The sequence below is a fragment of the Chthoniobacter sp. genome (assembly GCF_040003245.1).
Classification (GTDB): domain Bacteria; phylum Verrucomicrobiota; class Verrucomicrobiia; order Chthoniobacterales; family Chthoniobacteraceae; genus Chthoniobacter.
Genome location: NZ_JBDUCX010000192.1, coordinates 1 through 13296 on the forward strand (window position 1 = coordinate 1; position 13296 = coordinate 13296).

The 13296-nt window shown below is 62.6% G+C and carries 7 protein-coding genes; 3 read left to right on the forward strand and 4 right to left on the reverse strand.

Annotated features, from left to right (window positions below; genetic code table 11):
* Positions 1 to 225: 225 nt before the first annotated feature.
* Positions 226 to 3876, reverse strand: coding sequence for a DNA polymerase III subunit alpha (gene dnaE / locus ABJF10_RS22380; protein WP_348546837.1), 3651 nt, complete (start codon positions 3874 to 3876; stop codon positions 226 to 228).
* Between the two features lie 178 nt (positions 3877 to 4054).
* Between dnaE and ABJF10_RS22385 the strand changes: the two genes are divergently transcribed.
* Genes ABJF10_RS22385 through ABJF10_RS22395 form a run of 3 tightly spaced genes read left to right on the forward strand, consistent with a single transcriptional unit; the run spans position 4055 to position 7150 of the window.
* The gene (locus tag ABJF10_RS22385; RefSeq protein WP_348546838.1) at positions 4055 to 5911 is read left to right on the forward strand and encodes an FHA domain-containing serine/threonine-protein kinase; all 1857 of its coding nucleotides are present in this window, start codon (positions 4055 to 4057) and stop codon (positions 5909 to 5911) included.
* A 25-nt stretch (positions 5912 to 5936) separates the two neighbouring features.
* A complete protein-coding gene (locus tag ABJF10_RS22390) occupies positions 5937 to 6500 on the forward strand; it encodes a DUF4339 domain-containing protein (RefSeq protein WP_348546839.1) in 564 nt (187 codons plus the stop codon).
* Positions 6501 to 6529: 29 nt separating this feature from the next.
* On the forward strand, positions 6530 to 7150 hold the full coding sequence (locus tag ABJF10_RS22395) for a hypothetical protein (RefSeq protein WP_348546840.1): 621 nt from the start codon (positions 6530 to 6532) through the stop codon (positions 7148 to 7150).
* 9 nt (positions 7151 to 7159) lie between these two features.
* On the opposite strand, the gene ABJF10_RS22400 is transcribed toward ABJF10_RS22395, so the two are convergent.
* The 3 genes from ABJF10_RS22400 to ABJF10_RS22410 form a co-directional block, all read right to left on the reverse strand.
* The gene (locus ABJF10_RS22400; protein ID WP_348546841.1) at positions 7160 to 11461 is read right to left on the reverse strand and encodes a family 16 glycoside hydrolase; all 4302 of its coding nucleotides are present in this window, start codon (positions 11459 to 11461) and stop codon (positions 7160 to 7162) included.
* Between the two features lie 120 nt (positions 11462 to 11581).
* The gene (locus ABJF10_RS22405; protein ID WP_348546842.1) at positions 11582 to 11752 is read right to left on the reverse strand and encodes a hypothetical protein; all 171 of its coding nucleotides are present in this window, start codon (positions 11750 to 11752) and stop codon (positions 11582 to 11584) included.
* A gap of 122 nt (positions 11753 to 11874) precedes the next feature.
* The coding region (locus ABJF10_RS22410; protein ID WP_348546843.1) for a hypothetical protein at positions 11875 to 13296 on the reverse strand (1422 nt) is incomplete at its 5' end.

Sequence of the window (13296 nt, forward strand, 5' to 3'; positions counted from 1 at the left end):
TGCGCAGTAGTGTCGCATGACCCGGCGGAAAAAGTGCGTTGCTCCATTGGCTCTGTTGGCTCCATTGCGGAAAATTTCACCCTGCGCATCAAAATGGGGCCACTGAAGGTTGCGCGTGGGGTGTAGGGCGCGTGTCCCCACGCGCCAGGATGTAACTCCAATCCGGATTTCCCCCCCGCGCGTGAGGACACGCGCCCTACACCTGTGATCACCGCCCCCCTTTCCTCAGCTCTTCAACCAGGGCGAGAGCTCTTTCGCGGCGGTATCGTTCAAGGCGATCTTGAACTCGCTGCCGGCCAGCAGGCGGACGGCGCGGCCATCGACGTCGACGAAGCGCAATTCCAGGCGGCGGGCGCCCGGGAAGCGTTGGACGACTTCGCGCACGGTGATCAGGTCGCTTTCCGTCGCCCGGCCGCGCTCGAAGGAAAGCACCACCGGTTTCTCCGAGGGCGCAGGCTTCTTCACCGGTTTCACTTCATTCGCCACCAAGCGCGGGGATTCTTCGCGCTGATCGAGCCGGCCAGTGATGGAGACCACGCTCCCCTGCACCAGGTTCGCCTGGCTCTTGGTGAAGGTCTCATTCCAAATCATCACTTCCAGGGAACCGGTCATGTCTTCGAGGACGACCACCGCGAACGGTTTATTATCCTTCTTGGTGAACTTCTTTTCCACCGAGGTGAGCGCCCCGGCGATGGTTACGGTGCTCTTGTCCTCCTCTTCACCGAGCTTGGCGATCGGTACGAATTTCGCCAGCGCCGCGCGGTAATCATCGAGCGGATGGCCGGTGACGTAGAAGCCGAGCAGTTCTTTTTCAAAGCCCAGTTTCTCGGTGGAACTCCACGGCGCCACCTTGGGGCCGCCGGATTTGCCGCTCTTTGAGGCAGGAGCCGCGGCGGCAAAATCGTCGAACATGGAAAACTGCCCCACGGCCCGGTCGCGATGTGCGCTCGAGGCCGCGGCGAGAGCGCCATCGATCTCCGAGGAAAGCTGGGCACGCTCGACGTTGGTCCAGTCGAAGGCTCCGCATTTCACGAGGCATTCGAGCGCCTTCTTGTTCAGCTTCCGTAAGTCGATCCGCCCGCAGAAATCCTCCAGCGATTGAAACGGGCCCTTGCCGTCCCGCTCGGCGATCGCGGCGGCCACGGCCGTTTCACCCACGTTCTTGATCGCCGCCAGCCCATAGCGGATCGAGCCGACATGGATCTTCTCGCCGGGGGCGGACACCACCTCCTCCACTGCGGGCGCCCCGTTGGTCGCCGGGGCACTCGGCAAATCTTCGAAACGCACGCCGTCTTCCTCCACCGTTTCCGCGACGGCGTGAATGGCCGCTGCCGTCACCGATTTCCGTCGCGCCGCCTGCGCCGCGGCGACGCCTTCGATGCGCACTTCCTCGGGCGTGAATTTCAGGCCGCTCTTGTTCACATCCGGCGGCAGGATCGTGATGCCCATCCGTTCGCACTCGCCCACGAAGATGCTGATCTTGTCGGTGTTGGAAACTTCGTTGCTCATGACCGCGGCCATGAACTCGACCGGGTAGTTCGCCTTCAAAAACGCCGTCTGGTAGCTGATCCACGCATAAGCTGCGGAATGCGACCGGTTGAAACCGTAGCCCGCGAACTTCTCCAGCGTGTCGAAGACCTCGTTCGCCGTCGACTCCTTGACGCCGTGGAGGGCCGCGCAGCCTTCGCAAAACTTGATGCGCTCCTTGGCCATCTTTTCCTTGTCCTTCTTGCCCATGGCGCGGCGCAACAGGTCGGCGCCGCCGAGCGTGTAGCCGGCCATGACCTGAGCCGCTTGCATAACCTGCTCCTGGTAGATGAGCACGCCGTAGGTTTCCTTCGTCACGCCATCGAGCAGCTTGTGCGGCGCCTTGACCTTTGCCAGGCCCTTCTTGCGCTTCACGTAATCGGGAATCAGGTCCATCGGGCCCGGGCGATAGAGGGCGATCAACGCGTTCAAATCCTCAATGTGCCGGATGTCGAATTGCCGCGCCCAGCCGGTCATGCCGCCGGACTCCAATTGGAAGATCGCGATCGTCTCGCCCTTGTTGAGCAGATCGAAGGTCGCCTGGTCCTCGAGCGTGATGCGGTCGATATCGAAATCCGGGGTGTGCCGATGGATGAGCACGACGGCATCGGTGATCACCGTGAGCGTCTTCAAACCCAGAAAGTCGCATTTCAACATGCCCACGTCGCCCAGCGGCCCCATCGCATACTGGGAGACGATCGAGCCGTCGTTCGCCCGGGTGAGCGGGATGTAATCGGACAGATCACGGTCGCCGATGACCACGCCCGCGGCGTGCACGCCGACGCCGCGCGTGAGCCCTTCCAGCTTCGTCGCGATGTCCCACAACTGCGCGGTCGCGGGCTCGGTATCCACCGCTTTTTTTAATTCCGGATTTTTATCGATCGCGCCGGCGACATGCTCCTTCTCGCCCGTCTCCTTGTTCTTCTTGTCGAAGCCCGCGAGCGTGATGCCCAGTTCGTTCGGGATCATCTTCGCCACGCGATCCGCATCGCTGTAGCCCCATCCTTGCACCCGAGCCACATCGCGGACCACGGACTTCGCACCGAGGGTGCCGAAGGTGATGATCTGCGAGACGGCACGCTCGCCGTACTTCTGCCGCACGTATTCGATCACCTCACCGCGCCGGTTGACGCAGAAGTCCACGTCGATATCCGGCGGGCTGACGCGCTCGGGATTCAGGAAGCGCTCGAAGAGCAGCTTGAACTTGATCGGGTCAATGTCCGTGATGCCCATCGCGTAGGCGATCATCGAGCCGGCCGCCGAGCCGCGCCCCGGTCCCACGGGAATCCCGTGCTGTTTCGCCCAGTGGATGAAATCCCAGACGATGAGGAAGTAGTTCGTGAAGCCTTGCTTCTCGAGCACGCTGATCTCGAGTTTGAAGCGCTCGCGCACCTGCGCCGAATCCGCCTCCGCCCCATAGCGCTTGTGCAGGCCGGCCTCGGTGATCTCGCGCAGATACTGGTTCTGCTCCTGGCCCGCGGGCGGCGTGTAATTGGGATACTTGGGCGAGGTATCGATCTTGATCTGGCAGCGCTCGGCGATGGTGAGCGTGTTGTCGCAGGCCTCGGGCACCTCGGCGAAAAGCGTGCGCATCTCCGCCGGAGACTTGAAATAAACCTCCTGCACGTAGTGCAGGCGGCGCTCATCGGCGATGTTCGAGCCGGTGCCGATGCAGATCAGCGCATCGTGCGCCGCGTGGTCGGTCTTGTTCAGAAAATGGACGTCATTGGCCGCGACCAGGCCGAGCCCGAGATCCTGAGCCAGCTTGGGCAGCACCCGGTTGCACTTGATCTGCTGCTCGATGCCGTGGTTGTGCAGCTCGATGTAGAAATTCTCCGCGCCGAGGATGTCGCGATACGCCGCCCCCAACTCCTTCGCCTTGGGCAAATTGTCCTCGATGATCGCGGAATTGATTTCGCCCTTGAGACAGCCGCTCAGCCCGATCAGCCCCTTCGCGTATTGCGCGAGCAATTCCTTGTCGATGCGCGGCTTGTAGTACATGCCATCGAGGTGGGCGATGGAGACGAGCTTCACGAGGTTCCGGTAGCCCTCGTCATTCTGCGCGAGCAGGGTCAAGTGGTAGGCCGATTCGCGCTGGGTGGTCGCCGATTTCTTGGTATGCGAATCCGGGGCGACGTACACTTCGCAACCGATGATCGGGTTGATGCCCGCGCTCTGCCCTTCCTGGTAAAATTCAATCGCCCCAAACAGGTTGCCGTGGTCTGTGATGGCCAGCGCCGGCATCCCGTATTCCTTCGCCTTTTTCATCGCCTGCTTGATCCGTACCGCGCCATCGAGCGTCGAGTATTCGGTATGGCAGTGGAGATGGACAAACGAGTCGGCGGACATGCGGAAAACGTAGCCCGAACTGGCGCGCCGCGAAGCGATAAAATGCGGTCCGCCAATTTTGCCAGGGAATCGTCGAATATCCCTTCCCATGAGTCCCCTGCGTCGCCTATCTCCTATGGCGCTTGACCCTGTCCGCGCCCTCCGCCACGCTGCATCGCGGTTCTACGTAGTTTAATTCATGAGCCTACCCGAAGCCCACCTCACCATTCTGCGCCAGGACGCCGATACCGAGGTCCGCTCATTTTTCCCGGGAGATTATGTGATCGGGCGGGGCGTGGAGGCCGATATCCGGATCGAGACACCGCTCATTTCGCGGGCCCACGCGCGGCTCACCATCCGGGAACGCGAGTGCCTCATCGAGGATCTCGGCAGTTCCAACGGCACTTTCATTAATGGCGAGCGCATCGGCGCGGTCACCGTCCTGCGCCCCGAGGAGCGCATCATGCTGGGCCCCAGTGTGACGCTCGAAATCCGCCAGATGCCCACGTCGGTGGACACCTCGCTCTCCTTGGGTTCGCGTCGCGACGCCCTGCGCAAGCTGCTGCCTCCCGAATTCCTCCGCGAGAAGAAATACGAAATCGGCAACGTCATCGCCCAGGGCGGCATGGGCGCGGTGCTCAATGCCCGCGAGGTCACCATCGAGCGCAATGTCGCCATGAAGGTGATGCTCAATAGCGAAGCGTCGGACGACGTGGTGCGCTTCATCGCCGAAGCCAAGATCACCGGCCAGCTCGAGCACCCGAACATCGTGCCGGTCCACGAACTGGGCGTCGATGACAAGGAGCAGGTCTTCTACACCATGAAGTACGTGCGCGGCACCACGTTGCGCCACGTCCTGGACGATCTCTTCCTCCGCCAGCCCGAGGCGCTCAAGAAGTATCCCCTCGCCCAGCTTCTCACCATCTTCCAAAAGGTCTGCGACGCGGTCGCCTTCGCCCACAGCAAGGGTGTCATCCACCGCGACCTGAAGCCCGAGAACTTCATGCTGGGCGATTTCGGCGAGGTGCTCCTCATGGACTGGGGACTAGCCAAGGTGCTGGACCCCAAGGCCAACCAGACCGCGAGCTACGAGGGTCACTCCATCATCCGCACCGGCGTCCGCGAGGAATTGCACGCCGCGGAAAAGCAAAGCGGCAATGTGCTCGGCACCCCGCAATACATGGCCCCCGAGCAGGCCTACGGCCAACACGACGCGCTGGACGTGCGCACCGATGTCTACGCGCTCGGCGCGATCTTGCACCATCTGCTCACCCTGCGTCCGCCGATCGAGGGCCCAGATCCGCAAGCCATCCTGAGCAAAGTGGCCGTCGGCGATTTTCAGCCGGCGCGGACCGCCACCACCGGCAATCAACGGCTGCCCCATCTGCCGCACGGCAAGGTCCCGGAACCCCTCTCCGCCGTGGCGCAAAAGGCCATGGCCAACAATGCGGCCGATCGCTACCAGACGGTGCGCGACTTTCAGGCAGACATTCAAGCTTACCAGGCGGGCTTTGCCACCACCGCGGAAAACGCCGGTAAAGTGAAACAGACGCTCCTGATGTTCAAGCGCCAGCGCTATCTGGTCGGCGGCCTCGTCGCCGTGCTGGCCGTGCTTCTGGTCTTCGCCGTCCAGCTCTTCCGCGAACGAAGCACGGCTTCGCAGACCCTGTTTCGCCTGCGCGCCGCCGCCCCCGCCCTGGCGGAACAGGCGCAAAACTTCCTCACCCACGGGCAGACCCGCGAAGCAGTGGAAAAGTTTGCCTTCGCCACCGACCTCGCACCCGAGAATGCCGAATACGCGCGCCGGGAGGGTGATGCCCTCACGGCCGACTTGCAGTTTCCGGCCGCCACCCGGGCTTACCGCCGTGCGCTCGTCCTCAAGACCGACGATACCTTCGCACGCGACAGTCTTGCGCTCGTGGAAAAGATCCTCTCCAATCACCCCGACGGCACCGGCCTGACGAAGGAGACCTTCCGCGAACTGGCCACCCTCGCCCAACAACAGAATCGACCCGAAGCGGCCATCTTCCGCACCCTCGCCGCCACCTCGAAATAATTTCCCCATCCCTCCCCCCGCCCTGATGAGCACCCCCCAACGCCCGATCCCCTCCACTCCCCCGCTCGCGTTCATTTTCAATATCATCGGCGGTCTCACGCTGCTCGCCGCGGTCGCTGTCGCCGTGGGGGCGGCCATGCAATTCAAGTCCACCAGCGGCAGCAGCCTCGTCGCCCTGCCCATCGTGGGCGGCCTGATCTTCTCGGGGATCCTCTATCTCGGAGTAGCCGAGGTCATTCAATTGATCGCCCGTATCGCCATTGAGGCCGGCCGGCAGGCTGACGCCGCCGCACGCTCGGCCGACGCCACGGAGTTGCAGAGCAAACAGCCACTCTATCTCTACCGGGTGGGCGACGAAACTCGCGGCCCGGTGTCGCTGGACATGTTGCGCTCGCTCCGCGCGGTCACGACCGGCCCACGCTACGTCACCGGCGAAACGCTCGTCTGCCGCGTGGGTGATACCAACTGGGTACGCCTCGCCGACGTGATGGACAAGCCGGCCCCAGTTCCACTTCCCGTCACCATTCCGCCTCCCGCTCCAGCCCCAGCTCCAGCTCCGGTTCCAGCTCCCGCTGCCGCGGCGAAGTGAAATATCCAGGAGTGCCTGGTTTCGATCCCATGAGCCCACGCCTCCTGACATTTCCGTTCGTCCTGCTGGCCGCTCTCGGCATCACGAGTCCTGCCGCGGATACCCACAACGTCACCGTCCAGGGCGGGGTGCTCAAGATCGATGGCCACGCGATCTCGTCCGTCGTGAAGGAAAAGGCCCGAAACCACATGAGCATTTCCCTGAAAGCGACCACCGCGTTACTCGGGCCCTGCGACCGGACGGACAAGATCAAAGCCAACAAGTTCGAATACCAATGGCTCCCCCTGGGCTTGGTGCTGCGCGAATATGAAGGGGAGCTCTTCTGTGCCGGCTTCCAGTTTCGCCTGCCCACCTTCGCGGAGCGACCGGGCGAGACGGAAGCCCAGCGAGAGAGCCGGTCCTACGTCTGCGGCATGAACAAAACGATGGGACAACAATCCACCTACGGGGGCGTCATCGTCGTCGATGGCCTCGAGATCAAAAATGGCACGCATCTCGCGGATATCGAGCCCACGCTGCTCAAGCAAGGGTACAAGATCGACCGGGAGCGTAACGAAGCGACCGCCACTCATCCTGGCTACGAGCTCTATCTCACTTGGGACGAAGGCAACGACACCATCCGGAGCTTCTCCCTCCTGACTGGGCCGTGACGCAGTTGCTTAGGGTGGCGTACCACCGGTCGCCGCACGGATGACGACGGAGTGAAACGTAACCGCATGTCCGAAGGCAAATAGACCAGGTCGCGAGCGAGTGCGCATGATTTCCTGTGGCCCGGACTGAACAAGTCGCAGATTGCCGGACCATTTGGTGATCTCGCGTTCATCAAGCAGGGCACGCAGCGAGTCGCGCCGGACCTCTACGTGGCAATGATGACGCTTCCCGCCGTCGATCAGGTTGTCGAGCTTCGTGGCGAGGCCGGCGGCGATGGTCGTCTGATCGGAGACCCGGCGCCCGTCGAACTGCTCGAAACCGTAGTATCCGCCCGAGTAGCCTAGCATGAAGCTGCACGAGCCGAAGGCCGTGGGTAATGCCGGTCCGATTCCGGCCCCGGGGCCGTCGGTCGTGAACTCGAAATCCAAGTCATACTCATCAGGCGGATCAAAAGGAATCTCGATCCGTGGCGTTCCGGCAGGCCCCGCGACTGCGCTGGCGACACTCAAGCCATTGGCCGCCCGAGTCCACTGGCCAGCCAGGATGTCGCGCGGGAGTTGCACGAGAGCAAGGAGATCGACAGGTTGACCGGTCAACACAGATTGCGGCCTGGTTTCCGCCGAGGCCGCAGGCAACGGGCAGATGCGGATATTGCGGTAGGCGATTTCACCGGTCCAGCCCTGGAGGGCGATCCAACCCTGCGCCGCTTGGGCAAAGCGCGGGTCGTTGGCAAACTTGCTGGCCTGCCACTGCTTCTTCCATTCCTCGCTCTTTAGGTCGTAGCTGAGCACCAGCCTGTCGTTGACCCAATGCTCGCAGCGCCCGCCTTGCACCACGAGGCGGGCGGTGTTCCACTCGCCAGTGGGCAGCGAGGCATCCTCTGGCGCGTGCAACACATTGTAGAGCGTGCCCGTCTTGTAGGCGTCCGACACGTCACGGGCGCAAAGCTGGAACTCCGGCGCCGTTAACGGCCGACCGCCCTCTCCTCCGGACATGTGGAAGAAAATGCCCCCATTGCCATTGGGCCCGACCTTCCATTCCAGCCGCAGCTCGAAGTCGCCAAAGACGTCCTTCGTCACGAGCCACGAGCGCTCGCCAGTGACCGTTACGGCTCCGTCCTGCGCCTTCCAGGCAGCAGATGGCGCGACGCCGTCATAGCCACTCCAACCCGCCAGTGTCTTGCTATCGAAGAGCGGGCGGAAGCCAGCCTCGCTACCGGGAGCTAACAAGGTCGGCGAGGGTCTCGTGAGGGGCGGCGTGGACGATGCGGGCGCCGACGCCGCGGACCCTCCGGAAGGAGCCGCGGTCGCGGTGAGCTTTCCGTGACCGGTCACCTCCAGCACTTCCAGCCGATGGAAAACGACCTTCCGTCCATAGGCGCCGACGCCCAGAGCCCGCTCATTCCGCAATCGACCGCTCGGCTCGGTACTCAGGCGGCTAAAATCGCCCGACCACGTGAGCATCTCGTTGCCATTGACCAGCGCCCGAAGGCCACCCGTCCGGACTTCGGCGCGAGTCGTGTAGCGCTTTCCGGCCTCGAGTTGCAGGGGAGTGGTAACCACGCCCTCAGTCCGAGCATTCATGAACTTTCCGTCAAGCAGATCGATGCCGTAGATCGACGGCAGGCGGGCATGCGCATTGAGCTTCCAGATGAAACTCGCGCCACCGGCAGCGAGGTGCAGATTCACATTGTTGCCGCCGGAAGTCGGCGTGAACTCCGCTTCGAAATCGTATTCTTTCGGCGGTTCGTAGGGCAGCTCGCAGATGCCAAATTTGTCATTGGAGTCGAGCGACAGACCCGCCGGGGTGACGCTCCACGTTCCCTGGACGACATCGCGTTTCAGATCCACAAGAGAAAGGAGATTGATTTCCTTGCCGGTTTTGGGAGCCACAGGGGAAGAGGTGCTAGATGACGGCGGAGCGGAACTCTTCGACAAATCGAGCGTTTGCACCGCGTAGAGCAGCGCGCCGGGAACGAGCCGGATACCGAGGTGGCCTTGCGGGAGTGTCTTGTCCTCGAAGCGCACGACCTCGACGCCATTGACCTTCGCGACGAGCACGGCGCCGACGGCGCGCAGTTCCAGTTCGTTGGGCTGGCCGGGAGCACGCTGCGTCTCCACGGGCAATCGCAGAGACTTCAGCGTGCGGCTGGTCCCGTTTTCGACCACTCCCAAGCCGATGTGCTCGAGACTGTGCTCGATGTGCAGATGGTAGAAAGAAGGCGAGTCCTGGCGCACATTGACGGAGCACAGGCCGATACCGGTCGGGTCAACCGTGAAGAGCATTCGCACCGCTCCGTCTTTGCTCACAGGAGTAAGGTCGATGTAGAGCCCCTTGCACGCCTCGGTCATACGCAACGCGGGGCCTTCCTTCACCGCGACCTTGAGAAGGTTGGCGTTTTTCATCGCGTCCACCCACGGCTCGCTGGAGGGTGAGAGGTGCGGAGCGGGAGCGGCAGCGGCAGATGCGGGGGAAGGTTTCGTAGGAGCAAGGGAAGAAGAGGCGTTTGCGGGTGTGTCGAGGTCGAGGAACTCGAGGGACTTGACGAGCACCGACGGCATTATGCGATCGGCACCCACCACCTCAAACTCGCCCTGCGAGAGAGTTGCGTCCACGAACGTGCCGACAATCTCGTCATTGAGCTTCGCGGTGAGACTCTGTCCGACTATGCGCAGTTCGAGGTTGTATTCCTGCCCCCGCCGAAGCGGCTTTGGCAGCGGAAAATCACGCAAGTTAATTTTGTTCTGCGAACTCTGTTGAAAAAGGCCAAGCCTGATCGTGTTTCCATCCACCGTCGCACCCAAATCATAATATCCCATGCGATTATCCACCCGACCGTGCAAGAAAGGTCGCCCGTCGCCAAAAGTTGTCCGGAGGCGCAGCGCCGCGTCGCGTGGCAACTTCGATCCAGCGACGACCCGCGCCTTCCCGCCATCGGTGGAGAGACGCAACCCTTCCGGCATTCGTTCCGCGCCGTCGCTCAGTCTCAGCTTCGCCGGGTCGCCCAGCAAATCCTGCCAATGCTCGGCAACAGCCGAAGGCCCGGCGTCTTTGGTTTCGTTCGAATGCTCGCGGGCGTAGATTTGTGCTTGGGTCAGCTTTTCTTCCTTCGGCTTGAGGAGAAAGAAGGCCGCAGCCGCGATGACCACGACAACCACTCCGAGGCCGGCATAGAGCGGCAGCTTGGATTTCTTCGCTCCGGGCAGCGGGATTGCCTGCATGACGACCGGTTTCGCCGGGGAGGGCGGGGAAGGCTTTTTCGGAGCAGCAGCGCCGGGGGCTTTCGGCGGGGCGGGTTTCTTCGGCGCCCCGGGAGGCGACGGTTTCGCGGGCGAGGCGGACACGGGCGCGGCTGGCTCCACGTTGGGCACCACCACCGGATGGCGCGCGGCGAGGATGTCGGACTTCATCTCCGTCGTGCTCTGGTAGCGGCGGTCGGGGGCCTGCTGCAAGGAACGGATGACGATCTGGTCAATGCGGGCGTCGCAAGGAGTGCGGTGCGAGGGCGGGTCGAAGATGCCCTTGGGCACTTCGCGGCAGAGCATTTCGTAGAGCATCACGCCCACGCTGTAGATGTCGGCGCGGTGATCGACGTTCATGCCTTTCATCTGCTCCGGGGCCATGTAGTCGGGCGTGCCCATCACGGTGCCGGTCATGGTGTGGCCGAGATCCATGGCGCCCGGGTCGGTGAGCCGCGCGAGACCGAAATCGGCGACCTTCACGTGGCTCTCGGTGTCGATCATCACATTGGCCGGCTTGATGTCACGGTGGACGATGCCCTTGCCATGCGCATAGGCGAGCGCGGTGCAGACTTGCTCCACGATGGAAAGCGACTGGTCGCCATCGAGGCCGACTTGGTGGATGATGTCGTAGAGATTCGCCCCCTCGACGAATTCCATGACGAAGAAGAGATGGCCTTCTTGGGTGGTGCCGAAATCGTAGACCGCGATGATGTTCGGATGGTTGAGCTTGGCCATGGCGCGAGCCTCGCGGCGAAAGCGGTCGGCAAAGTCCTTGTCCACGCTGATCTCAAGCGGCAGGAGCTTGATGGCGACAAGGCGGTCGAGTTCGATCTGCCGCGCCTGGTAAACCGCGCCCATTCCGCCGCGGCCCAGCAACCGGAGCACTTCGTAGCCCGGGAAAAGCCGGGCGCATTCCTCCATGGCTGGCGGCTGCCACGTTCCAGTGGCGCCGCTGGTCATCCTCACCGACTGCATGCCGCGCGCCAGCATCTCATCCGGCGCGACATTGCCGAGCAGAGTGGACTGCTCCGGCGGCGGTGACTGTGCGGGTTCGTTTTCCTCCGGCATGGAACTCGGCCCGTATAAACCAACTTCCCGTCACACTGGCGAGACAGAACCGCCGTGATAATACGAAACCGGCCGGGGAGAATGCCCTGCCGACCCGAGGAACGCACGCACCCTTCCCGCTTAGTAGCGGCTGCCGGAGCCGTTATTGCCGGGCAGCGGCGAAGGCCCCTCGAAGTTGCCCGATTGCGCGTCGAAAGTGCGCCGGGGATTCGGATTGGTGGACGGCTCGGAGCTGCATGCGGTGATACCGAAGAGTATGCCGAGAATGAGCAGGACGAAGATAGTTTTCATAACAATGTAAGATCGGCTTCGCAGCGCGAGTACGAACCGTCGCGCAACTCAGTTCAAATAAATTTCGCAGGCGCTCCCCGCGGCGGACGTAGGAACCCCGGCGAAACCTGACCGTCAAAACGCTATCCCTCCGGCCGGATCGCGGTCACGTTGGGAGCGCTTTTCAAGAACTTGAATTCTGTCTCCGGCACGGCGTCCTTGCCAATATGGATCGTCTTCAGCGACTTGGAGCGGGCAAAGGACTTCAGCGCGGCGTCGGTGATCGGTGGAAGATCGAGGCTGAGGTCGGTGAGATTCTTGAGGCGGACGAGCGAAGCTGCGCCGGCGTCGGTGACTTGGGCGTCGGTGATGGACAGGTTGGTAAGCAAGTCGCAGTGCGCCAGTTCCGCGACGACGTCATCATTGATGCCATCGCCTTCCAGGCGCAGGTCGCGCAGGTCGCGCAGGCGCGCCAGCCCCGCGGCCCCCTCCGGACTGAAGCCGGCAGCCGCGAGCTTCACCGTGAGACTCTGCAGCTTGGGAAAAGTGTGTTCGATGGACTTGCAGATGGTGTCATTCACGCCCCCGGCATTGCTCAGATTCAGCGAAGTGATCTCCGGGCGCTGCGGCCAGGTGGCAAAGGCGGTGCCGGTGACTTTGGATCCGTTCAAGTCGAGTGCCTTGAGTTTTGCCAAGGTGCCGAGCGGCACGACATCGGCGTCTTTCAACCCGGTGCCCGGCAGCGAGAGGGTCTCCAGGTTTTTGCAATGTCCGAGGTGCTCCACCATGCCCGAAAGGACGAAGAAACCGCTCAAATAAATGCGCTTCAGCGCGCGGCACTCCCCAAAGTGCGCAAAGCCCGGGGATTCGAGTTTATTGGGTCCGCTCAATTGCAGTTCCTCGAGCGCATTGAGCTTGCCGATGTCCGCGAGGGCGGCGTCGGTAATCGGCAGACTGGCGAGGTGCAAGCGCTGGAGCTTGTGGCATTGCATGACCGTTTTCATCGCCTCGTCATTCGTGTCGGAGTCGTTCAGTTGCAGTTCGCGCAATTCCGGCAACGTGGGCAGGACGGCATAGCCGGCGGGCGAAGGCTTCGCGCCATTCAGCGCGAGACTCCGCAACGCGCGAAAGGGGCGAAGCTTTTCCATCACCGAGTCCTTCACCGCCACGCCCGCGAGGACGAGCTCCGGCACGTCGCTCAAGGAATCGAGGATGTCGTAGTCGGCGGTGACGAGCGGGGTTTCGTCGAGCTTGCGCGCGCGAAACTCGACTCGAGTGATGGTGAATTTCTCGTCGCCCACTTCCGTTTCCGACTTAAGCACCACCGTCTCGCTTTTGCCGAGCTTCACCGTCACGTTGGCATTGAGTTCCACGAGCTTCGCGACGATTTGCTTCAGTGCGATTTTCGCCGGAGTCGCGGCCGGAATCGTGACGTGGGGGAGCGCCGTCGTAATCACGACCGGTGGCTGCAACCACGACTCGCGAAGCTGGTCGCGCTCCTTCTGCACATTCGCTGCCTGGTCCGCGCGCCCGCGCTGGACCAGCGCGGCCTGCGTCTTGGCGAG

Bases quoted from the DNA above. Each gene is read 5' to 3' on its own strand.
- ABJF10_RS22390 (WP_348546839.1), top strand. From the start codon at position 5,937: ATGAGCACCCCCCAACGCCCGATCCCCTCCACTCCCCCGCTCGCGTTC.
- ABJF10_RS22405 (WP_348546842.1), bottom strand. From the start codon at position 11,752: ATGAAAACTATCTTCGTCCTGCTCATTCTCGGCATACTCTTCGGTATC.
- dnaE (WP_348546837.1), bottom strand. From the start codon at position 3,876: ATGTCCGCCGACTCGTTTGTCCATCTCCACTGCCATACCGAATACTCG.
- ABJF10_RS22395 (WP_348546840.1), top strand. From the start codon at position 6,530: ATGAGCCCACGCCTCCTGACATTTCCGTTCGTCCTGCTGGCCGCTCTC.
- ABJF10_RS22385 (WP_348546838.1), top strand. From the start codon at position 4,055: ATGAGCCTACCCGAAGCCCACCTCACCATTCTGCGCCAGGACGCCGAT.
- ABJF10_RS22400 (WP_348546841.1), bottom strand. From the start codon at position 11,461: ATGCCGGAGGAAAACGAACCCGCACAGTCACCGCCGCCGGAGCAGTCC.